The organism is Vibrio sp. SCSIO 43097, from assembly GCF_023650755.1.
Classification (GTDB): Bacteria; Pseudomonadota; Gammaproteobacteria; order Enterobacterales; family Vibrionaceae; genus Vibrio; species Vibrio alginolyticus.
In genome coordinates this window covers 1,435,409-1,457,698 of the sequence record NZ_CP071841.1, presented here as the reverse complement: position 1 = coordinate 1,457,698, position 22,290 = coordinate 1,435,409, and the positions used below count along the sequence as shown (strand labels likewise).

Genomic DNA, 22,290 nt, shown 5'->3' with positions numbered 1-22,290 from the left:
TTACGACAATGCAGCATAAAGCCAATCAGGGAGAACCATACAAGCAGCGATGGTCGCCACGGCGAACACCAACAGCCCGTAATGGCTTGCGGTTGGCTTTGCAAAAAGATGTTTTTGATTATTGATAAAAATTTGTTGCTCGGCAGTCACAGCGCCCCAACGACGGCTCACTAACACACCAAACAAAAGGAAGACAAACGTACCAATTGGCGCGAACCACGGCCAAGCCACGTCGAGATACATGGCAGTAAACACCGCAATCACACTCATGATACTGCCAACGATCACGCCTTTCTCATTGGCTTTTGCCCAGAATAAGCCAAGCACGAATGACCCAAGACGGATACCAACAAAGATGGAAGTCAGGCTAGCGATGGTTTTGAGTACCGATTCATTCGATACCGCCAGAAGAGCTGGCACTACCACCATAGCCGCAGCGAGCAAACTCATCTTTCTTGCGACTTTTTCGTAGTGCTCATCATCGGCACTCTTGCGAACGAAACGCTTGTAGATATCAAACGTTGCGACGGTCGCCATTGAGTTGTAGGTAGAATCCAAGGTCGACATTGCGGCCGCCGCCAATGCGGAAATGATCAAACCAACGACGATTGGGTTAGTGTGGTTGAAGACGAAATCCAAAATCACTTCGTTGCTGTTTTCAAACGATTGATCTTGATAGAAAACACTCAAAAGAACACCGAGTACCGCGAAGAATAAGTACACAAAAAATGCACCGTAACCACACAACAGCATCGACTTCTGCGCCGTCTTTTCACATCTCGTCGCTAACGTGCGTTGGATGATCAATTGGTTGGTGCCGTACACACTCAAATGCAAAAAGCTCACGGCAACCACGCCAGCCCAGAGTGTGGTATCTACGCCTAAATCAAAGTCTAAGTTGATGATATTCAGGTGATTACGAGAAAGGTAATCTGCCGCATTAATCTCTGTCATTAGAATGGCAAAGATAGCGATACTGCCCGCCACCAATACTGCAGATTGCAACATATCGGTCCAGATAACCGTGGAAATTCCGCCCGCATAGGTATAGCAAGCGGTGAAAATACTGATGTAGATAATAGCTTCAGAAATACTGATAGGCAGAACTTGCACTAAGATCAGCGCCACAGCATACAAAATCACACCCGCAGAGATACATTGAACCACAATGAACACAATCGAGTTGATGGTTCTTGCATACACCCCAAAGCGGTGCTCAAGGTATTCATAAATCGAAGTCAAGCCCAGCTTATAGAAGACAGGCACAAAGAAAATGACGGTGAAAAAGATAACGATGGGATAGTTAAGGTGAATACTCATCGCTTCCATGCCAGAGCTATAAACCCAACCAGGCATCCCTACAAACGTCATCGCACTAATGTAAGTCGCAAGTATCGAAACACCCGCCGTAAACCAGCCAAATTGCTTTCCACCCGTAGAAAAGTCGCCACCATTGCTGTAGCGCTTATTCACTAAATAGCTGATTAATATGGTGATTAACACGTATAACGCAATCACCACAAAACTTGAGTACGTAACCATTTCAGGGTTTCCATAATTCTGGGTGCTAATTATTTGTGCTTGGATATTACTTTAAAAAAGCATATCTAAACGATAATCCCGCCATAACTGTGACTATAATCACCAATATAGACGGTTATATATTCAAAAATGCCAAAAAGACCGATTTAATGAGACTCCCATCACTAAAAACCACTAATTGGGTACGCATTCATTTTAAAATTGATATTGATCACGGATCTAATGACCTTAAAAAAACTATGATTCACCACGACACGAAATCGAAGATGATCCCAATAAGATCGTGTTCTTTAAGTTTGAATAGCAACAAATCCTAAGTGAAATAGAGGTTTATCGGTCATGAATGCCAAAAGACACATGAGCGAAGTTCCTATGATTCAAAGGGTAGCTGCCTATCTAGCGATACTGGTTGGTTACTTTTTCTATTGTTATAACTTTGTAATTATTGACTACGTACGCCCATACATCGTTGAAGCGTATGATGGTATTAGCCTGTCAGACACTGCCCAGTTCTATACATGGCAGTCGGTTGGTGCACTTATCGGTGCATTGAGCTGTGCTTGGTTCGCAACAAAATTTGGTAAGAAATCCACTCTTATTACCATCACAGCCCTAAACGGTGGCGCAACGATCATCAATATGATGTTCACCGACTACACAACATGGGCAGCAATGCGTTTCATCATTGGTTTGTCACTGGGTGGTTACTTCACCGTGGCAGTAAGCTTGATGATCGGCCTATTTACGCCAACGGTACGTGGTAAGTTGACGGCATTCGCGTCTTCTATGTTCTCTGTAGCACTGATGGTAATGGGTGCGTATGCAGCATTTATTGCAAGCATTGATGCACCATGGGAAAGCCTAATGCTTGTAGGTGGTATCCCACCATTGGCAGCCGCTGTGGTCATGATCTTTGTGCTACCTAGCGACAGCAAAGTGATCGCTTACGGTGAAGAAGAGCAAGCAAAAGCGGAAGAATCAGACGCACCAGCGAAAAAAGGCTCTTGGGGCGAAATGCTAAGCAAGCCCTACCGTAAGATCACACTAACCTGTCTATTACTGGCTGGCCTTAACTTCTATGGTTTCCAATTCTTTGGTGGCTTCGTAACCACATACCTACGTGATGTACGTATGTTCGACGGTGCAACCATCGGTCTCATCTTCTCTATCTCAGCATTTGGTTCACTGTTTGGTGCGTGGTTCTGGGGTTGGGTAGCTGACAAATTCGGTCGTAAGGTGAACGCGTTTGGCTTCATCCTAGCGGGCATCATGGTTTCAATCTTCTTTGTTGCACCTGGCGACATGGTGATTGGCGGCCTAAACATGCTGGCTCTACTTGGCCTGATTTACAACTTCGGTCTGTCTTCTTCAGCGGTATGGGGCGGTTACTTCTCAGAACTGTTCCCAGCACACCTACGTAGCTACGGCGCAGCGCTATTCCACGGCGGTCGTATCCTCGGTATGTGGGCACCAATGGTACTTATCTTCATCCAAGAACGTACCGACCTACAAACCGCAATGTGGGGTTCACCAATCGTATGGATCCTTGCTGGTCTTCTATGGCTATCACTGCCAGAGACACTAAAAGGCGGCGTGTTCGATAAGAGCAAAAAAGCCGAAGCAGCAAAAGCGTAACTGAATTTCAAAAACTCCGGCTGGCTCCCCGGCCGGATGAAAAAACTTAATTTCGAGTCCTGTTCCCAAAGCCGACTCGACAGCAAATAAGAGAGTTTATTATGTCTAAATATCAAGAAGCAAAACGCGTTGTACGTGAATACTTCAGCGCAATGGAAAACGCAACTCACGAGAACGTGGCAGAAGTACTAAAAGCACATACTTCAGAAGATTACCTTTGGCGTGGTGTTTACCCATTCCGTGAGCAACAAGGCGCTCAAGCAGCGGCTGACGTTTTCTGGGCTCCTTTGATGAAATCAATGACTCGCATGCAGCGTCGTCAAGACATCTTCATCGGTGGTGAGAACGAAGTAACATCAGGTGAAATCTGGGTAATGAGCATGGGTCACTTCATGGGTCTATTCGACGCTGAATACCTAGGCATGCGCCCAACTGGCAAAATCATGAACATCCGCTACGCAGAATTTAACTGTGTTGAAAACGGCAAGATCACTAAGACTGGCCTATTCCTAGACCTTCTAGGTGCAATGGACCAAGCGGGTTGTTACCCACTACCACCATCAACAGGTAAGCACTTCGTATACCCTGGTCCTCGTAACCACGATGGTCTACTGTTCGAAGACGCAGCACCAGAAGAAGGCGTAGCAACACTAGCACTAGTGAACAAGATGGTTGATGACCTATCTGCACTAAACGACAGTGGCGCTATGGGTTGCCCACCAGAAGTTCTTGAGAAGAGCTGGTCTAAAGACATGATCTGGTACGGTCCATGTGGTATCGGTGCGTCTTACACAATCCCTCGTTACCAACAGCAGCACCAATTGCCATTCCGTAACAACCTGAAAGACAAGAAGTTTAACGGCCACGTATGTCGTTTCGCAGAAGGTAACTTCTCTTGTTTCTTCGGCTGGCCAAACCTATCTAACACACCAATCGGTGGTTTCCTAGGTATGACAGGTGGTGAAGTACGTGCAGACATGCAAGTGGTTGACGTTTACTACCGTGACGGCGACAAGCTATCTGAGAACTGGGTACTGATCGACCTTCCTTACTGGCTAAAACAGCAAGGTCTAGACGTGTTCGAGCGTACTCAACAGATCCTAAACCCTTCTCTATAAGAAGTCCTAGGGGCGGATTGTCAACCCGCCTTTATGTTGCCTGAATCCCCTCTCGGTTCAGGCGACATGCTCCCAACTCGTGCCTCAAGGATGGGGCACAACCTCAAGATAGAACCCTTATTCAAAACGGGCATGAACGCACGGTGGCTTTCTGCGCCCTGAATAATGAGATTGATGATGAAAAAGTCGACCCTTTCTGCAGTGATTTTAGCAGCGCTTACTTCTAGCTCAGCCTTTGCTGCACACACTTTTGTTAATGACGCTGGCGACAGCCTAACCATCGATGGCCGTTTCGATCTTCGCTACCAAGACCGTGGCGGTGATGACAACGGCGAATGGAACAGCGGCAGCTCACGTTTCGGTTTGAAAGGCCAAATGGGTCTGGATAACGGCTGGACTGGTTTCGGTCACGCGGAATGGGGCTACAACTCTGGCGCGAACGGCGACAACATTTACGACCGCTTGCTATACGCAGGTGTTGATCACGAAAAATACGGCAAGATTGCTGCGGGTACTAAGCAGTGGTCTACCTTCTACGACGTAGCATGGTACACCGATTTAGGTCGTGTATTCGGTACTCGTGGCTCAGGTGTTTACAACCTAGCTGACTGGGGTATCGCATCCGGTGCTGGTCGTGCGGAAAACTCAATTACGTACCGTAATTCAATTAATGAAAAAGTGAGCTACGGCTTTACTTACCAAACCACGCGTGAAGATGTTGCTCTAGCAAGCAATGCGACAGCCTCACTGAAAAACGGCATGGGTGCGTCTATCACTTACAAACCCGTTGATGGCGTAACACTTGGTGCGGCTTACCATCAAAATGAAGTTGCGGATCTAGACGCAAGCGTGGTTGGCGTAGAAAACGGCGACAACATGCGCATCATGCTATTGGGCGCAAACTACAGCAACGGTGGCTTCTACGCAGGTGCGACTTTCCACGTTGGTGAAAACTGGGAAGCAGTGAGCCAAGGCGGTACGGACGTAATGTTCGATACCCTAGGTGGCGAAATCTACACTTACTACCACTTCGACAACGGCCTACGCCCAACGTTGAACTACAACTACATGGAAGATCGCGGTGACGAGACGCAAGGTTACGAGCGTAACTTGCTGATTCCTGGTGTTGAATACCACTTCCAGAAGAACAAATTCCTAGTTTGGACTGAATACCAATTCGACCTAGGTAAAGATCAGTACGATGGCAGCAAATTCGAAAATCGTGATGATCAATTCGCGGCAGGTATTCGCTACTACTTCTGATAATACTCATCGCTCACCACCTATACCCAAGTAGCCTTAAGGTGGTGAGTGATGAAGTTCTTATCAACACAAAGCAAAGTTATCTTGAAGCCAAGTAGTCATCACTTCACTAACCATTAAAGGCTGCTCCAGCGTAGATAGATGCCCACACTCAGGGATAACATGAAGCGTGACGTTTGGGATGCATCTCTCCATGAGCAGGTGATTGTCTAGCGGACAAAGCTTATCTTCTTTACCTGTTATCACCAACGTAGGAACTTGAATGTCCGCCAATAAAGGTCGAGCATCCGGGCGAGTTGCTAACGCTTTAGCATGCGCTTCAAATGCCTCCAAACCTACATTGACCGCCATGCCTTCAATACGCTCTGTCAACACTTTGTCTTGCAAACGGCTGGGATGAATCAGCACAGGCATCAGAGTGTCAGGCGTAATGCGTTCAAACTCACCACTTAACGCACGGCTAACCAGTGCATCACGCTTTTGTGTCACCTCTGGCTTTTCATCTGCTGCATTGGTATCCATGAGGATCAAGCCTTTGACTCTGTTTGGCGCTTGACGGTACACCTCAAAGGCAAGAATCCCACCCATTGATAAGCCACCCAAGACAAACTCCTGCGGTGCGTCTTGCAACACTCTCTGCGCCAGCTGTTCCATTGACGGCAATGAAGCCAGCGTCGGGCATGAAGGCTCAACCCAACTTGGCAACGCTCGGTTGACTTCCTCAAACAATGTGCCATCACAAAGTAGTCCGGGTAGCCAAACTAACGAGGTGGGTTGCGTCATTTTATTCTCCTGCCAGCGGCTTTGGTTGATCAGAGCCAAGAATGCAATACGTCAAACTATTACCACGCAAGTTCGTCAGTGAGTATGACGCACCTTCTGGAACATTCAGCACATCACCGCGCGTTAAAACAACATTAGCTTGTTCGCCTTGATGCGTGAGGACCACCTCTGTATCGCCATCAAAGTTGATAAGTACTTGTTTTTCTTCTCGGCAGTGTTGAGGAATCGAGCCACCTTCAGAAAGCTCATAAGCCATGATGCTCACTTCATCTTCACTCTTTACTTGGAAGTCATAACTCGCCAAAGGATGACCCGTTAAGGCGTATTGTTTCACGTTGCTTCCGCCGAAATCGCCTTTGATTTCACGATAATCTTTTTGCAGAGCGACAAATGGCATCATCTCTTCTGCGGTGTAGGTATCGAAGGTCGCGAGCTCTTCTTCGGTAAGCAGCGGCATCAATTCTGATTCTTGTGGCACCGGGTCGCCATTAATGGTGTCCACGAGTGTGCCATCGGCTTTGAGGTATAAACCATAACCTTGACTGTCTTTAATAACGTTTGGATGCCAAATAACGCCGCCACCTGAATCGTCGCCGCCAAGTACCGAGAACATAAAGCCGTAATCGCGGCCAACCACTTCAAATCCACGGAAGAGATTGGTTGGAATCGAGATGACGTCACCGTGAGACAACACCGCCTCATGCTCTCCATCGTTCCCCCAATAAAAACGGAACTGACCTTTGAACACCAAGAAAAGCTCGGCGGTACGATGAGAGTGCAACGAATTTTTGATGCCCGGCGGTTGGCCTGCGGCACCAATGTTAAAGCCCGCCGTATCGCGAATATGAACATGCTGACGACTGCTCTCTGCCACCCCAGCACCGATAATGCAAAAGTTATCTTTGAGATCACTGCCTGGCGTGCGCGCATCAATAAACGCACTCGTACCCGGAATCAGTTCCATGTAGCGGACCAGGTTATTATTCATTTTAGATTGTAGAGTCATTGTAAATCCTTGTTGTCCTTGTTTGGACCTAGCCTTTGAATTGTTAGTTACAAACCTAAAGTTAGTTACAAACCTAAAGTGTGTTACAGACCTAAAGGTCGCCCACCATCAACCGCGATGGTATTGCCTGTCGAGAAGGTCAGAAGATCTGCCGCGGCGTACACGGCTTGAGCGACTTCTTCATCATTGGCTAAACGCTTAAGCGGTGTGGATTGTTCTTGTTGATTACGCCATGCGTCATCCAAGCCTTTGACAAACTCAGTGTCGACAAGCCCTGGAGCAACAGCCAAAACGCGAACCTCGGGAGACAGAGCGCGAGCTAAAGAACGGGTCATGTTCTCCGCGGCAGATTTACTTGCACAGTAAGCAATGTTGCTCCCCATCGCAGTCTGTGCCGCGATAGAAGTAATGTTCACCACACAACCATTGGCTTGCTTAAGCCAAGGCTCAAACGCTCGAACCATGGCAAAAGGCGCACGAACATTCACTTGGAATATTTGGTCAAACAGCTGGTCATCTAAGCTTTGCAAATCAGAGTGCGCGACGAATTTCGTCATCCCCGCACAGTTGACCAACAGATCCAGCTTGTCGCTTATTTCACTGACTTGATGTTTAAGCTGTTCAATCGCACTAGAATCTGCCACGTTCAATTTGAATGCTAGATGCTCGTTACGTGGCAGCGAGGAAAGCACATCCTCGGCCGCTTTCTGATTACTGTTGTAAGTCAGAATTACGCGATATCCCGATTCAGCTAGCTTGCGACAAATGGCGGCACCCAGTCCGCCACTGCCGCCTGTGACTAAGGCAAGTTTCGACATATTACGCCTCTTCCACTTTGCCTTTGTAACGGCGCACACGAATATCCGCTTGCTCTTTGTGGCCAGCAAAACCTTCGAGTGCACACAAGCGAGAGCAGTACTCACCGACTTTTAGCGACGCAGCTTCCGTTACACGCTGGTAAGTACAGGTCTTGATAAATTTACCTACCCAAAGACCACCGGTGTATCGCGCCGCTTTCTTCGTTGGCAGTGTATGGTTGGTACCAATACATTTATCGCCGTAAGAAACGTTGGTTTCACGACCTAGGAACAAGGCACCGTAGTTGGTCATGTTATCTAGGAAGTATTTAGGATCTTCCGTCATCACTTGAACGTGTTCAGAAGCGATATCGTCTGCCACTTCCACCATTTCTTCGTAGCTATCACACACAATCACTTGTCCGTAATCTGCCCACGCTTTACCCGCGACTTCAGCCGTTGGAAGAATGGTTAACTGACGTTCAATCTCTTTGATGGTTTCTTGCGCAAATGTTTCGCTATTGGTCAACAATACAGCGGGAGAGTTGTAACCATGCTCAGCCTGACCAAGCAAGTCTGCCGCTGCCAATTCCGGGTCACAGCCTTTCTCATCGGCAATGACTAGGGTTTCCGTTGGGCCTGCAAACAAATCGATACCAACGCGACCAAACAGCTGACGTTTTGCCTCTGCTACAAATGCGTTACCCGGCCCTACAATCATATCGACCGGTGCAATAGTCTCCGTCCCCAGAGCCATTGCACCTACCGCCTGAACACCACCAAAGCAATAGATTTCATCCGCACCCGCCATTGCCATCGCAGCGACAATCGCCACATTCGGCTGGCCATTAAACGGTGGCGCACAAGCAATAACACGTTTTACGCCCGCGACTTTCGCCGTCAGTACACTCATGTGAGCGGATGCAACCAATGGGTATTTACCGCCAGGGATGTAACAACCCACGCTGTTGACTGGAATATTTTTATGCCCCAGTACCACACCAGGCATGGTTTCTACTTCGACGTCTTTCATTGAGTCACGTTGAATTTGAGCAAAGTTTCGAACTTGTTGCTGAGCGAACTCGATATCATGACGAGTCGATTCATCAAGCGCATCCACACAGGCTTGGATTTGCTCTTCTGACAGGCGGAATTGCTCCGGCGACCAGTTATCAAACTTTTCAGACAACTCACGTACAGCGCTATCACCTTTCGATTCAATATCAGCAAGAATGTTTTTCGACAATCTGACGCACTTTTGCGTCATTTGATGCTGATGCTTCTTCAGTGATTCCGTTTTTTAAAATGCGTGCCATTGGGTTTCTCCTTGAACATTGAGGCTGACGAACGGTTATTTTTATGCTTTTGGATACGAATGCAAAATCAGATTAAACACTTAATTAACATTTGACAAGTTAAGTCAACAAACCACAAAAACAATCCTTAAGCCTTTGTATTTATTAGTTTAAACAAATAAAAGCAAGTAATAAGGACCTTAATTAAGTTTAATTTTTAATCAAAAATGAGTTTTAGATCACATCATTTTTACTCATCATTTACATTTCTACATGTTAGTTTTTGCATACCTTTGCAAAGGAGAGAATCATGAGCAATTTTAAACAACGTCTGAAGCAAGAAACGATATTAGGTACATTTGTTAAAACCCCTCACCCTCACATTATCGAAGTATTGGCACTGGCAGAGTTGCCTTTTGTGGTACTGGATGCAGAGCACGCACCTTTCGATCGCTCCTCGCTTGATCTGTGCATCATGGCGGCCAGAGCGAATGACCTCGCGTGCGTGGTACGAGTACAAGACAGCGCCCCTTCAACCATTTTGAACGCGCTTGACTGTGGCGCGGCGGGTGTACAAATTCCCCATGTTTGTACTGCTGAGCAAGCGACGCAACTGGCGAAAATCTGCCATTACGGAGAAGGTGGCCGAGGGTATGCTGGTTCCAGTCGAGCAGCGCAATACGCCACTAAGCCCATGGTTGAACACTTAAAAGACAGTCGTGCGAATACGATTGTCATTGCACAAATTGAAGACCCTCAAGGGGTTGAAAATGTTGAAGCGATTGCCAATGTTGAAGGAATTGATGCGCTCTTCATTGGCCAAGTTGATCTCACTGTCGCTTATGGTGCTGATAGCGTTCATGATGAGAAAGTCGCACAAGCAAGTATGCGAGTAATCGAAGCGGCCAGAGCCGCCAATAAACCTGTTGGCATGTTTGTCGCGACGGCTCAACAAGCTCGGGAATGGCGTGAACTCGGCGTTAGCTTCTTTTGTGTTGGCTCTGAACACAAAATGATCATTGATGGCTTCAAGCAAGAGAGAAATGTGATGAATTCTTGAGTTTTCTCTGATATTTACGCCTTATCAATGTAATGCTCTAGACACAGAAATCCCCTAGCCCATACACTCAGCACGTATGAGAAGGTTCAATGGCCTTAAATAAGGAGTATCACCATTAAAGCGAAAGTAACTTCGATCGACGTCGCGAAGATGCTCGGCGTCTCTCAATCGACGGTATCTAGAGCATTCAGCCCGACTGCGAGTATTAGCGAGAAGAAACGCAAAATGGTGATGGATGCCGCAGCTAAGCTCGGATACACACCGAATGCCATCGCCCGAGGTCTGATTTCGAATCGTTCAGGCTTAGTGGCGATTGCGTTAGATAGCGAATCAAACCCAATGTACGACATGCAATCTCGTGCTTTGGCTGTCGAAATTCAAAAGCGTGGCGGACAAGTTGTGCTTTGCCCTATCGACAAAGACGACCTCGATCTCGCCATTTCACGCGCCATTGAATACCAAGTGGACGGACTCGTTATCGCCACCAGCCGTTTAACCTCACGCGCGTTTGCCCAATGCGAAAAGTTTGGCGTTCACTTAAGCTTGATCAACCGCTACGCCGAAGGCATTAATGCCAACAGCTCTGGTATTGATAACCGCTTGGCGGGCCAACAAGCAGCCGAGTATTTAACGCAGAAAGGCGCAAAACAGTGTGCTTACATCAGTGGCGATGCTGGCTCCATGACCAGTGAAGAGCGTTGGCTGGGTTTCTCTTCAAAATTGCAAGAACTCGGCTCCCCGTCACCAACCTTTATCCAAGCCAAGTACAGCTTTGAAGCAGGCTTAGAAGCGGCGAAAGCGATCTTGTCGCACACTAGCAAACCCGATGCAATTTTTTGTGCAAACGACATCCTCGCCATGGGTGTGATGGATGGCTTGCGACAAGCCGGAGCAAAGATCCCCCAAGACTTCTCTGTGATGGGTGTAGATAACATTCCGATGTCTGCATGGCCGAGCTATGATTTGACCACCATTGCTCAACCAGTCGACAAAATTGTTAAACGAGCGGTTGAAGACTTGATGAATCGAATCAACGGCAACCTGGATGCAACTGGCGAATACCTTTTCGAGCAAGGCACCTTGATCGAACGTAGTAGCACCATTTAATAAATCCATTTTTATTCATTCTTCATAAAACAAAATGCCTTGCTTTCGAGTAAGGCATTTTCTGTGATCGCGATTAAATTTTCACCAATCGTTATTTAATACCTCATCAATTCATCAATCTTGTTATTGACTTGTTACTTTAATGTTTTATTTTGGATTCGTATGCAAAATGGATATGAATTGCTCAACTAATTTATAAAAACATAAAAAGTTGTGTGACTTGCCAACGAATGCCCATGGCAGGTCATACCAGAAACAAGGAAGAACGATGAAGAAAGCAATCATAACTTCGCTTACCACACTGGGATTCGCACTTAGTAGTATGAATACGTTTGCAAGCAACGTTATTCGTCTTGCTCACGACAGCCAAGAAACGTCTCCCGTACACAAAGCAATGCTCTATTTCGAACAAGAAGTGGAAGCACGCTCAAACGGTGAAATCGAAGTTGAAATCTACCCGGCGAGACAACTGGGTGATGTGCGCGAAACCACTGAACTCGTACAGCAAGGCAACTTACAAATGACGTTTGGCGCGTCGGTTTTACTCTCTCCCTATGTCCCAGAGTTTAACGTGCTGGACGTGTTCTACCTTTTTGATAGTGAAGAACAAGCCCACAAAGCACTCGACAGTGAGAAGATCGGACAGCCATTGCTAAGCGCTATGGAGTCAAAAGGCTTCCATGGTCTTGGCTTTATGGAGGTCGGCTTTCGTAGCGTGACCAACAACAAACAGCCAATCGATAGTATTGAGGACTTGAAGGGACTTAAGATTCGCTCTGCGTCTAACCCAACCCAGATCAGTGCGTGGAAATCCGTTGGCACCGCGCCAACACCTCTATCCTGGGGTGAGATCTTTACCTCGCTGCAACAGGGCCTGATTAACGCCCAAGAAAGCGGTATCTACTCAATTTATGCCGAACGCTTTTACGAAGCGCAAAAGTACCTCTCTTTAACTAACCACATTTACACCAACTACGTGCTGTTTATGAACAAGACGTTTTGGGATTCACTGCCTACCGAACAACAAGCGCTGATCAATGAAGTAAGCAAAGAGACCATAGCGAAACAGCGTGTACTCGCTGCTAAGCAAAACCAAGAAGTGATTAAAGAGCTCGAAGCGAAAGGCATGACGGTTAACATCGTCCCAGACGAGGTACGCAGCATCATGAAAGAGAAAATGAATGCGGCCGTGTACCAGGACTTGCGCAGTAAAACGGGTAAAGACTTGTTTGACAACGTGATGGCCGAGATAGAACGCCTATAACTCCCACTCTTTTGCACGATCTGGCAACAGGTCGTGCTTTCTCGTTTTGGAGGTGAACATGAAGTGGTTTCGCTTACTAGGCAAATACCTAGAACCAACCCTTATCGTTATCGCGATCTCAACGATGACAACTTTACTGTGCTTGCAAATCGCCCTACGCCTGTTCGATGCAACGATCGCGTGGGCTGAAGAGCTGGCTCGTTATTTATTCGTATGGGCGATGTACCTGAGCATCAGCTACTGTATCCGAGATGATCGACACATCCGCATTCGTGTGTTCATAGATAAACTTCCGGGCAATTGGACGCAATTCAGTTTGATTGTCTCTGATCTTATCTACCTTGCCTTTAGTGCCACTGTCGCCTGGTTTGGATTTAAGGTTATAAACCGCAGCCTGCAACTCGGTCAGATTGCACCCGCAATGGAAATTCCTATTGCGTGTTTGTATACCTCTGTTTTAGTTTGCGCACTATTAAGCTGCGCGCGCCTAGTGACAAGCATTTATCAACGTGTGAACGCGTGCTCCACCAGCAATGAACGAGTTCGCTTTTCTCGCCAACGCTATCGCCATATCAAAGCAAAGTATCGTACTTCTAACCGACTATTGGAGTTTAACGCATGACGTCTGCACTTTTGTTTGGCAGCTTTGGTCTGCTTCTGCTCATTGGCGTTCCGGTCGGTATTGCTCTGGCGGCAGCCAGTATGGTCGCGATACTCAGTCTGCCATTTCTTAACATCGAGTTTTTAGTCCAAGGGATGGTAACAGGGCTCGACTCTTTCCCTCTCCTCGCCGTCGTTCTTTTCACCTTGGCAGGCAACCTCATGAGCCAAGGAGGGATCTCAAAACGATTATTGCATGTCGCGGAGGTGTTCTTTGGTCACTTTACTGGCGGGCTTGGCATCGTCGCTATTGTCGCGTGCATGTTCTTCGCTTCTATCTCTGGTACAGGATCTGCCACCGTTGCCGCTATCGGCCTGACGATGATCCCATCCATGGTGAAGAAAGGCTACGACCGCAGCTTTGCGGGTGCTTTAATCGCCTCCTCCGGCGGGATTGGCGTAATTATCCCACCATCTGTGGTGATGATCGTCTACGCGATCACCGCTGAAGTCTCGGTCACCAAGATGTTCATGGCGGGAATCATTCCTGGCTTGGTCGTCGGCATGGTATTGATTGGCTACTGCTTAATCGTATCCAAAATGCGTGGCTACACAGGTAACGAACGCAAAGCCACTTGGACAGAGCGCCTCGATGCGTTAAAAGAAGCCAGCTGGGCGATGCTGCTCCCTGTGATCATTCTCGGCGGCATTTATTCCGGCATTTTTACGCCTACCGAATCCGCAGCGATTGGCGTGCTCTATGGCTTGTTCTTTGGCATGTTTGTTTATAAAGAACTCAAACCAGCGCAAGTCGTGAAGATCATTTTGGAGTCTTCATTGTTAGTTGGCGCGGTACTAGTCATTGTCGGTGCATCAGTGACGTTTGGTCGCATACTGACCCTAGAACGTCTACCGACCGAGATTGCCCAATTCATTCTATCGATTATAGAAAACAAACTGCTGATACTGCTTTGCATCAATGTTCTGTTGTTGCTTGTTGGTACCTTTATGGAAACGCTGGCGGCCATTGTTATTCTCACGCCAATTCTGTTACCCATTACGTCAGCACTCGGCATGGACCCCGTTCATTTTGGGATCGTGATGATCGTGAACTTGGCCATTGGCTTTGTTACGCCTCCTCTGGGTGCCAACCTGTTTATGGCAAGTCAGGTAGGCAAAGTACCGATAGAGTCGCTCTCTAAAGCCATTATGGGCTGGATTGGAGCAATGATAGTGGCCTTGATGTTGATTACCTTTATCCCTGCCATCTCGCTATCGTTGCCTGCGCTTTTATCCTGATCGTTGCACTCATAGAGCGCTTATGACTGTTATAGCCACTAGATAAACACCTTTCTAGTGGCTTATTCGTTATCTACTTCCGATTTAATAAAAAAGCCTTTAAGCATTCGTATGCAAAAGGAAAATTTGAAAGATATAAGGATAATTGACACCAAAATAGCTGAATATTAGCGATAAAGTCTATTTGGGTGCCTTGATCTGCATGATTATCAGTTTTGGCTTAATCATTTGTTTCCATTCAAACAGATCAAAATAAATTAAGCGATTAAAAAACAATAAGATATTAGGAAATTCATACAAAAAACTTTGACCTCCTTTCTTATTAACACGTCTCGATAAGAGATAGCTTCCATCTCACCTGTACTTTTTTAGTTTGTTTTCTGCTCAATTGTTAAAAACCTGATCATCAGCACGCTATTTAAACAATCGAAAAACAATCCATTGACAAAATGGCAACATGATATATTTTGAATACGTAATCAAAACATAATCATTCAATTACGGAGGTGATTTATGGCCATGGTTGGCTTCGATGAAAAGTGGCGTGATTTTCCCGACTACATTCTTGGTATCACAAAAGAGATTTGGGAAGACCGAGGTTTAAACACCTTAGAACACTACTACTCTCCCGACATTGTTGTGCGTACTCCACTCTCTATCGTTCAAGGAAACGAAGGGGTGATCAGTGCAACAATGGCGACACTGGCCGAGTTTCCCGATCGCACGCTATATGGCGAAGACGTCATTTGGTCAGGCACCCCGGAACAAGGCATGCTTTCTTCTCATCGAATCATCTCTACTGCAACACACAGTGGCAACGGCTTCTACGGGCAAGCCTCGAACCGCAAACTTCGTTTCCGTATTATCGCAGATTGCCACGCTATCAATAACCAAATCAATGACGAATGGTTGGTTCGCGATCAAGCCGATATCGCGAAGCAACTGGGCATGACGTCAGAAGAGTTTGCACGCCAACAAATCGAATTTGAAGGTGGCGTGGAATCAAGCCCATTTCCGTTCACACCTGAAGTCGACATTCCTGGACCTTATTTGGGCGTAGGCAACGACAACGAATATGGTCAGCGATACGAAGCAATTCTCAGAAGCCTTATGAATGCCGAGTTCTCAATAGTACCGAAAGAGTACGACCGCGCTTGCATCGGCGAATACACTAGCGGTCAAACTGCCTTATCACACTCGGAAGTCGATCATTTTTGGATGGCACTTCGTGCGTCTTTCCCAAATGCTCAATTTACCGTTCACCATCGTATTGGCCGGGATGACGACATGATGTCACCACGCGCTGCAATTCGATGGTCTTTGCACGGTAAGCATGAGGGATATGGGATGTTTGGTAAGCCTTCAGGAAAAGAGGTTTACATCATGGGGATCAGCCACGCTGAGTTTGGCCCTTGGGGTCTTCGTCGCGAATTCACTTTGTTTGACGAGACCGCAATCTGGAAGCAAATCCTGCTACAGCAAGGCTAACGGCTGACTAAACACTATTTATTAAAATCACAGACAGTAAGGAAGCAACATGTCACTCAACATCATCGAACAGTTCTACCAGAACTACTTCAAAGCCGCAGACATCGAGCAAAAACAGGCCGCTCTGCAAACTTTGAACCCTGACGTAAAATGGTGCGTGGCGCACCCTGTGAACGATCTTAATGGCCCAGATGCAACCCACGAATCTTTCCTCTCACCACTTGTTAATGCTTTGCCTGACGCCGAGCGCCGACCAATAATTGTTATGCACGGCGAATACGAAGGCCGCACTTGGTACAACTCTACCGGCTACTTTATCGGTACATTTGAACAACCACTATTTGGCATCCCAGCAACAGGGAAAACACTCTACTTGCGTTACACCGAAATGGTGTGTGTGGAGAACGACCAAATCACCGAATCATACATGATTCCAGACTTCATCGATGCGATGAATCAAGCAGGCTGCAACCCTCTTCGTAAAAGCTTAGGTCACGATGGCTTGGTTCCTTCTCCTGCAACTTCTAACGGTATTCAACAATCTATTGTGTCTTTGGAAGAAAGTGAAAAGAGCGCCCAGCTGGTTGAAGATATGCTGTCTTGCTTGGGTCGTTTTGATGGCAAAGATCTTTTCTCGATGGATTTAGAAAACTACTGGCACAATGACTTCATGTGGTACGGCCCTGCTGGTATTGGTACTACACGCGGTATCAAAGGTTTCCGTAACCACCATCAAGCGCCATTTGTGTTTGCCTTCCCTGACCGAAGTGTCGATATTGAGGTCAATTTTTTGGCCAAAAATGACTACGTATCCACAGGTGGTTGGCCACATATGCATGGTACTCACACTGGTCACAGTGGCTGGCTCGGTCTTGCCCCAACCGGAAAACACATCGAACTTCGCGTTATGGACATTTGGCGACGCGAAGGCGATTTACTGAAGGAAAACTGGGTGGCGATCGACATCGTTCATATCCTGCTGCAACTTGGCTATGACGTGTTTGCACAAATGAAAGAACAGTTAGAAGGACCTAATTATGCATGAGTTTGGCGCACTTAACTGGAGCATCCTTGGGGGATACATCGCCCTAACGCTAGTACTGGGTGCGGTGATTGGTAAGCGAGTCACTTCAGCTAGCCAATTCGCTTTGGGTGATAAGAGCATCCCTTGGTGGGCGATCGGTATTTCTGTCGTTTGTACTTACGTGAGTGCCATGTCTTTCCTTGGCGGGCCAGCTTGGTCTTACAAAGAAGGCCTGTCGGTTATCGCGATTCACCTCAATTATCCGCTGGTGATCTTCTTCATCGTGGCTGTGTTTATGCCGTTTTTCTACAACAACGGTTTAACCTCCATCTACGAGTATCAAGAACGACGCTTCGGTAAGGCTTCACGACTGACTTTGTCGTTTATCTTCCTTATCAAACAAGCATTGAGCTCGGCAGCCGTACTCTACGCGACAGCAATGATTTTAGAGTTCATTACTGGTATCGACGTGATGTACTGCATCATGATCGTCACTGCAATTGCCCTTATCTACACGGTAATGGGCGGTATCGCGGCTGTCATTTGGACCGATGTGATTCAAGCAGTAATCTTATTTATTGGCGCATTCATCATCATTGAAGCCGTTTGGAATGGCATGCCTGCTCCAATGACGGAGGTCATGGCAGAACTCAAAGCGAAAGGAATGACCGATGCCCTACAAACAAGTTTTGACCTAAGCCAAGTAACGACGGTATGGGCCGGCGTTATCGCAATGACGATGTTCCACACCACCGTGTATGGCGGTAACCAGATGATGGTACAACGTTGTATGGCCGCGAAAAACATGGGCGATGCGAAAAAGGCAATGTTGATGATGGGCTACGTGGCCTTCTTTATTTACTTTGTCTTTATCTTGCTTGGCGTCCTGTTCAACGCTTATTACGACGGTAAAGAGTTTGAAAACGGCAACACCATCATTCTTCATTATGCGAGTGAATATGGAATGCCAGGCTTGATGGGCATCATTGCCGCTGCGATTCTGGCGGCAAGTATGTCGAGTCTCGATTCCGCATTTAACTCAATGGCGACCGTTTCTGTGGCTGACTTTTACAAACGCTTCTACAAGCAAAACGAGTCGGAAGAGCATTACTTAAAGGTATCGCGTTTCTTCACGGTGGCGTGGGCGATTTTGGTCATCATTCCAGCGATCATGTTTGCCACCAGCACAGGCTCGGTACTGGAAGTGCTGAGTAAGGCAGGCTCTTACTTTGTCGGTGCGAGCTTCTGTATGTTCGTCCTTGGTTTCTACTCAAAACACATTACGGAAAAAGGCTTGTTAATTGGCGTTGCTGCTAGCTTCTTGGTGATCTGGTATGTAGCCGTTGCGACCGATATTGCGTGGCCTTGGTATTGCGTGATTGGCGTCCTTGTGAATGCCGTTGTCGCTTACATTGCTAGCCTTCTCCTGACGGGTAAACAAGATGAAATGCATCTTTACACAGTGAAAGGCCAGCAAGCGGAATATGCTCGTCTAAATAAACCAATCAAGGAAGATGGTTGGTATGTCGTTCCCGGCAAAATCGATGCTCCATGTTATGGCTTACTAGTGATGTTTGTATTCTCGATCGTGATGCTTTGGGGGATCAACGCGTTTACCGACAACGCTCCTATGCTGATTAACTTTATGCGTGGCTGCTCTATTCTTGTCGCTACCGCTTGCATCGGATACATGGGGTATTCACTCCTCTCCCCGAAACGTAAAGTTGCAGTCAAACAAGCAAATTAATGTTCTTTACGTAGATACTGTACGTCCAACAAACGGACAGTATCTACGCTCTAGATCTAGTGCTAGCTCAAAGCAAATCGAATGGGTTAACCCACATTTTGCTTTTTAACACTCCAAAGCCATTATTCTACTTAGGATACCCCGTCAGAACATTTATGAATACGTACCTATTTATGCTAGTCTTATGACCTCAATTACTGGCAACTAAGTTTTATTCATGAAATCAATTAAACACGTAGTCACATCAAAAGATGTGGCAAAGATGGCAGGCGTCTCTCAATCTACTGTATCGCGCGTGTTTGTTCCGGGTAGCTCAGTATCCGAAAAGACCAAGCAAAAAGTCTTTGAAGCGGCTAAAGCCCTTAACTACCGCCCTAACGCCTTTGCACGTAGCCTGACCACAAACGAATCGAAATTGATAGGTTTGGTGTTTCCTGATGCGGATTACCCTATCCATATGAAAACACTGCAGTTAATTTCCAGTGAGTTACAGAAAAAAGGTTATTCTGCCGTATTGATTCCATGGCAAGTGGATGAAGAAGAGGGCCACTCAATCCCAAATATCTTCCAGTATCGCGTCGATGGTGTCATTGCTGCTTCCGCAACCTTCAATAAGTCCCTTTATGAAGAATGTGAAGAGTTTAATATCCCAATTGTTCAATACGCACGAGTTGTTGAAGGTACTAGGAGTAGCTACGTTATCAGTGACAACTACGAAGCAGGCCAACAAGCCGCGCAACTTCTGCACAAAAGTGGCGTGAAGAACGCGGTTTATTTGACGGGAGAAGTGCCAACCTTTACGAATGACGAACGCCAAAGCGGCTTCTGCTCTGAATTTGAAGACCTAACCGGCAAGACGCCACGCATCATTGAAGCCAGCTATGACTACGCGAGCTCACTTGATAAAGTCCGTGCCATACTGGCAGACAAAAATCGGCCTGAAGCAGTGTTCTGTGCAACCGATAACCTTGCGATGGCGGTCATGGATATCGCCCGTATAGAATGCGGGTTGAGGATTCCTCAGGACTTACAAGTCATTGGTTTTGATAATATTCCTCAGACAGAATGGTTAAGCTATCAATTAACCACGTTCCGCCAGGATTTCCGTCGCCTCGCTCGCGAGTGCGTGAAGATCATTGTTGATCAAATTAATACGAAAAACGGCAGCCTAGTAAAAATGATGGTGCCAGTGAAGTTAATCGAGCGCCAGACAACAAAAGCTTAAATAGCTATAGCCAGCCATTCGGTTGGCTTTTTTATTTGCCTCTGAATCCCAAACGGCTCATTTAGTGTTGTAAGCATTAATGAACCCATGTATATTTATGAGCTATTACACTATATGAACCAAAAGAAAAGAGGCTCATAATCCTTATGACCACGTATCTTTACACTCGCTATTCGCCAAAAAATCGAGCTTACCAAGAGCACCTTAATACTCTAAAAGCTTTTGCGCCCGAAGCTCAGCACTTTGAGGATAAGGTTCGTGGTTGCATGCCTCCAACCGAGAGAGAGGCATTCTTACGACTGCTCGATTCCGTCAGAACTGGGGATACGATTGTGCTCTGGTGGCTGACCGCATTTGGTCGCGACTTTAGTCAAGCATTGAACACAATAAAAATGCTACTCGATAAAGGGGTAACATTGAAAACCGTATGTGAATCACTAACTTTTGAGCCAGGTTCTGTTCAAACTCAAACACTACTCACAGTGTTATCTGGATATGGGAAAGTGCAGACTGAACATCGCCTGTTTGCCGCAGAGCAAGGGCGACAGGCCATTAAAGAGCAGCCAGAATTATGGAAACAGAAGTTTCGCGGCCGCCCCGCAAACAAAACCAAACACCAACAGATCGCAACGTTGCTGCTAGAAGGCTACACATTGCAAAACGTAGCAGAGCAATGCGAAGTCAGTCTATCGACTGTGAAGCGGGTCAAAGCAAAGCTAAATGAAGTGGATGACGAAGGCGGCTTAAGATCACGACGCCAAAAAGGTTGTTTGAATGGAGACCAGTCATGAGTCGCCCAATCAACTCTCATACTATACTACTCGCCTGTCTTATTATTAGCGTTGGCCAGTTGAGCATGGGGCTAGTCATGCCCTCTTTGCCATGGATAGCAAAAGACTTTTCCATCTCCCTCGACCAAGCTCAACTACTTGTGAGTATTTATTTGCTCGGCTTTGGCCCCTCTCAATTTATCTACGGGCCAGTGTCAGATGCTTTAGGACGAAAAAGAGTATTACTTACCGGTTTACTCATCGCGATGTCTGGTCTGCTGATGATTATTTTCTTCAGTGACACATTTACAGGGATGGTGATGGGGCGCTTTTTACAAGGGTTAGGTACAGGATGCTGCGCGGTACTCGCGAGGGCGTCGACTCGAGATAGATTTAGCGGGGATGAACTCCCAGTGGCAATGTCTTACATCGCCATGGCGGCTTCAATCACGCCACTTATTGCACCTGTGATTGGCGGCTTTATCAACTTCCACTTCGGTTGGAGTATGGTGTTTATTTCTCTATTGGGCTATGTCTCGCTGGCCTGGGTAATCATCGCCTTTAAGTTCACAGAAACCATCACAAAACGTTCTGTCATTCCGTCACCCCGAAAAATGTTACTCCAATACAAGAGCTTACTTACGTCTCGTTACTTTATGAGTTTCGCCAGTATCAGTTGGTTAAACTTCAGCTTAATGATTACGACAGTCTCTGTGATGCCATTTATCATGCAAGATCAAATTGGCATGACCTCCGCTCAATACGCGATATGGGCGCTCATTCCCGCTTTGGGTATGTTATGTGGTACCACGATTTGTAACCGAGTAAGGCCAATTATTGGCAATAAAAAAATGCTGCTTTGCACCCCATTTCTTCACCTCGCTGCCGCAATATGGTTATTTTTCTGCCCTGTTGAGCCTCTATTTCTGATGCTAGGACAGCTATTAATGATCTTGGGTAATGGTATTGCCCTACCTTGTGCACAAGCGATGGTAATGCAACCTTATAAAAAGCAAGCAGGTGCCGCAGCGGCAATGTCTGGTGGTGGACAAATGGTCGTCTCCTCATTGGTCAGCTTAACTCTGGTGCAGCTTGGATTGAGTCAAGCATGGCATCTAGCGATCGTTATCGTAATATTTGCATCGCTTACCTTCACCAACATTCAACGTGGCTTTAGTGCAGAGCAACCTTCAGAACAATAACAACAAACATACTATTGTCCTTATAGCTACAACAAATCGTATAAATTTAAATTTAGGAAAAGTTG

General features: G+C 46.6%; 18 protein-coding genes and 1 pseudogene. 14 read left to right on the top strand and 5 right to left on the bottom strand.

Features of this window, described 5'->3' with window-relative positions:
* Positions 1–1,542 carry a sodium:solute symporter family protein gene (locus J4N40_RS22945; RefSeq protein WP_017634478.1) on the bottom strand — a complete coding sequence of 514 codons (1,542 nt, stop codon included), beginning with the start codon at positions 1,540–1,542 and terminating at the stop codon, positions 1–3.
* Between the two features lie 339 nt (positions 1,543–1,881).
* Between J4N40_RS22945 and J4N40_RS22940 the strand changes: the two genes are divergently transcribed.
* From J4N40_RS22940 to J4N40_RS22930, 3 genes are all read left to right on the top strand, one after another.
* Positions 1,882–3,177 carry an MFS transporter gene (locus tag J4N40_RS22940; protein ID WP_005374774.1) on the top strand — a complete coding sequence of 432 codons (1,296 nt, stop codon included), beginning with the start codon at positions 1,882–1,884 and terminating at the stop codon, positions 3,175–3,177.
* Positions 3,178–3,278: 101 nt separating this feature from the next.
* On the top strand, positions 3,279–4,295 hold the full coding sequence (locus J4N40_RS22935) for a nuclear transport factor 2 family protein (protein WP_005374772.1): 1,017 nt from the start codon (positions 3,279–3,281) through the stop codon (positions 4,293–4,295).
* Between the two features lie 177 nt (positions 4,296–4,472).
* Positions 4,473–5,558 (top strand): porin, encoded by a 1,086-nt coding sequence (locus tag J4N40_RS22930; protein WP_062730895.1) that lies wholly within the window; start codon positions 4,473–4,475, stop codon positions 5,556–5,558.
* A 63-nt stretch (positions 5,559–5,621) separates the two neighbouring features.
* Here J4N40_RS22930 and J4N40_RS22925 read toward each other — a convergent pair whose 3' ends face one another.
* From J4N40_RS22925 to hisD, 4 genes and pseudogenes are all read right to left on the bottom strand, one after another.
* On the bottom strand, positions 5,622–6,341 hold the full coding sequence (locus J4N40_RS22925; RefSeq protein WP_053350176.1) for an alpha/beta fold hydrolase: 720 nt from the start codon (positions 6,339–6,341) through the stop codon (positions 5,622–5,624).
* A 1-nt stretch (position 6,342) separates the two neighbouring features.
* On the bottom strand, positions 6,343–7,347 hold the full coding sequence (locus J4N40_RS22920) for a cupin domain-containing protein (protein ID WP_025768658.1): 1,005 nt from the start codon (positions 7,345–7,347) through the stop codon (positions 6,343–6,345).
* A gap of 83 nt (positions 7,348–7,430) precedes the next feature.
* The gene (locus J4N40_RS22915; RefSeq protein ID WP_025768659.1) at positions 7,431–8,165 is read right to left on the bottom strand and encodes an SDR family NAD(P)-dependent oxidoreductase; all 735 of its coding nucleotides are present in this window, start codon (positions 8,163–8,165) and stop codon (positions 7,431–7,433) included.
* Between the two features lies 1 nt (position 8,166).
* Positions 8,167–9,460 (bottom strand): annotated as a pseudogene (gene hisD, locus J4N40_RS22910) (histidinol dehydrogenase).
* 289 nt (positions 9,461–9,749) lie between these two features.
* Between hisD and J4N40_RS22905 the strand changes: the two are divergent.
* From J4N40_RS22905 to J4N40_RS22855, 11 genes are all read left to right on the top strand, one after another.
* Complete coding sequence (locus J4N40_RS22905; RefSeq protein WP_115386849.1) at positions 9,750–10,499, top strand: HpcH/HpaI aldolase family protein; 750 nt, start codon at positions 9,750–9,752, stop codon at positions 10,497–10,499.
* Positions 10,500–10,649: 150 nt separating this feature from the next.
* Positions 10,650–11,606 carry a LacI family DNA-binding transcriptional regulator gene (locus tag J4N40_RS22900; protein WP_025768661.1) on the top strand — a complete coding sequence of 319 codons (957 nt, stop codon included), beginning with the start codon at positions 10,650–10,652 and terminating at the stop codon, positions 11,604–11,606.
* Between the two features lie 268 nt (positions 11,607–11,874).
* A complete protein-coding gene (locus tag J4N40_RS22895) occupies positions 11,875–12,870 on the top strand; it encodes a TRAP transporter substrate-binding protein (RefSeq protein ID WP_132936239.1) in 996 nt (331 codons plus the stop codon).
* A 58-nt stretch (positions 12,871–12,928) separates the two neighbouring features.
* Positions 12,929–13,492, top strand: a complete 564-nt coding sequence (locus J4N40_RS22890; RefSeq protein ID WP_132936238.1) for a TRAP transporter small permease — start codon at positions 12,929–12,931, stop codon at positions 13,490–13,492.
* Positions 13,489–14,769: a TRAP transporter large permease gene (locus J4N40_RS22885; protein WP_250654539.1), complete on the top strand. Its 1,281-nt coding sequence runs from the start codon at positions 13,489–13,491 to the stop codon at positions 14,767–14,769. The genes J4N40_RS22890 and J4N40_RS22885 overlap by 4 nt, the downstream gene beginning before the upstream one ends.
* Positions 14,770–15,282: 513 nt before the next feature.
* On the top strand, positions 15,283–16,257 hold the full coding sequence (locus J4N40_RS22880; protein ID WP_132936236.1) for a nuclear transport factor 2 family protein: 975 nt from the start codon (positions 15,283–15,285) through the stop codon (positions 16,255–16,257).
* A 49-nt stretch (positions 16,258–16,306) separates the two neighbouring features.
* Positions 16,307–17,302 (top strand): nuclear transport factor 2 family protein, encoded by a 996-nt coding sequence (locus J4N40_RS22875; protein WP_054578611.1) that lies wholly within the window; start codon positions 16,307–16,309, stop codon positions 17,300–17,302.
* Positions 17,295–19,028 carry a sodium:solute symporter family transporter gene (locus tag J4N40_RS22870; RefSeq protein WP_005374733.1) on the top strand — a complete coding sequence of 578 codons (1,734 nt, stop codon included), beginning with the start codon at positions 17,295–17,297 and terminating at the stop codon, positions 19,026–19,028. Before J4N40_RS22875 ends, J4N40_RS22870 begins: the two co-directional genes overlap by 8 nt.
* Positions 19,029–19,245: 217 nt before the next feature.
* Positions 19,246–20,253: a LacI family DNA-binding transcriptional regulator gene (locus J4N40_RS22865; protein ID WP_017820101.1), complete on the top strand. Its 1,008-nt coding sequence runs from the start codon at positions 19,246–19,248 to the stop codon at positions 20,251–20,253.
* A gap of 146 nt (positions 20,254–20,399) precedes the next feature.
* Positions 20,400–21,044, top strand: a complete 645-nt coding sequence (locus J4N40_RS22860) for a recombinase family protein (RefSeq protein WP_132936235.1) — start codon at positions 20,400–20,402, stop codon at positions 21,042–21,044.
* Positions 21,041–22,225 carry a multidrug effflux MFS transporter gene (locus J4N40_RS22855; protein WP_054576560.1) on the top strand — a complete coding sequence of 395 codons (1,185 nt, stop codon included), beginning with the start codon at positions 21,041–21,043 and terminating at the stop codon, positions 22,223–22,225. Before J4N40_RS22860 ends, J4N40_RS22855 begins: the two co-directional genes overlap by 4 nt.
* Positions 22,226–22,290: the final 65 nt, after the last annotated feature.

What these genes read in the sequence shown, in the direction of transcription:
- J4N40_RS22945 (WP_017634478.1), bottom strand. Translation starts at nt 1,542, where the DNA reads ATGGTTACGTACTCAAGTTTTGTGGTGATTGCGTTATACGTGTTAATC.
- J4N40_RS22940 (WP_005374774.1), top strand. Translation starts at nt 1,882, where the DNA reads ATGAATGCCAAAAGACACATGAGCGAAGTTCCTATGATTCAAAGGGTA.
- J4N40_RS22935 (WP_005374772.1), top strand. Translation starts at nt 3,279, where the DNA reads ATGTCTAAATATCAAGAAGCAAAACGCGTTGTACGTGAATACTTCAGC.
- J4N40_RS22930 (WP_062730895.1), top strand. Translation starts at nt 4,473, where the DNA reads ATGAAAAAGTCGACCCTTTCTGCAGTGATTTTAGCAGCGCTTACTTCT.
- J4N40_RS22925 (WP_053350176.1), bottom strand. Translation starts at nt 6,341, where the DNA reads ATGACGCAACCCACCTCGTTAGTTTGGCTACCCGGACTACTTTGTGAT.
- J4N40_RS22920 (WP_025768658.1), bottom strand. Translation starts at nt 7,347, where the DNA reads ATGACTCTACAATCTAAAATGAATAATAACCTGGTCCGCTACATGGAA.
- J4N40_RS22915 (WP_025768659.1), bottom strand. Translation starts at nt 8,165, where the DNA reads ATGTCGAAACTTGCCTTAGTCACAGGCGGCAGTGGCGGACTGGGTGCC.
- J4N40_RS22905 (WP_115386849.1), top strand. Translation starts at nt 9,750, where the DNA reads ATGAGCAATTTTAAACAACGTCTGAAGCAAGAAACGATATTAGGTACA.
- J4N40_RS22900 (WP_025768661.1), top strand. Translation starts at nt 10,650, where the DNA reads ATGCTCGGCGTCTCTCAATCGACGGTATCTAGAGCATTCAGCCCGACT.
- J4N40_RS22895 (WP_132936239.1), top strand. Translation starts at nt 11,875, where the DNA reads ATGAAGAAAGCAATCATAACTTCGCTTACCACACTGGGATTCGCACTT.
- J4N40_RS22890 (WP_132936238.1), top strand. Translation starts at nt 12,929, where the DNA reads ATGAAGTGGTTTCGCTTACTAGGCAAATACCTAGAACCAACCCTTATC.
- J4N40_RS22885 (WP_250654539.1), top strand. Translation starts at nt 13,489, where the DNA reads ATGACGTCTGCACTTTTGTTTGGCAGCTTTGGTCTGCTTCTGCTCATT.
- J4N40_RS22880 (WP_132936236.1), top strand. Translation starts at nt 15,283, where the DNA reads ATGGCCATGGTTGGCTTCGATGAAAAGTGGCGTGATTTTCCCGACTAC.
- J4N40_RS22875 (WP_054578611.1), top strand. Translation starts at nt 16,307, where the DNA reads ATGTCACTCAACATCATCGAACAGTTCTACCAGAACTACTTCAAAGCC.
- J4N40_RS22870 (WP_005374733.1), top strand. Translation starts at nt 17,295, where the DNA reads ATGCATGAGTTTGGCGCACTTAACTGGAGCATCCTTGGGGGATACATC.
- J4N40_RS22865 (WP_017820101.1), top strand. Translation starts at nt 19,246, where the DNA reads ATGAAATCAATTAAACACGTAGTCACATCAAAAGATGTGGCAAAGATG.
- J4N40_RS22860 (WP_132936235.1), top strand. Translation starts at nt 20,400, where the DNA reads ATGACCACGTATCTTTACACTCGCTATTCGCCAAAAAATCGAGCTTAC.
- J4N40_RS22855 (WP_054576560.1), top strand. Translation starts at nt 21,041, where the DNA reads ATGAGTCGCCCAATCAACTCTCATACTATACTACTCGCCTGTCTTATT.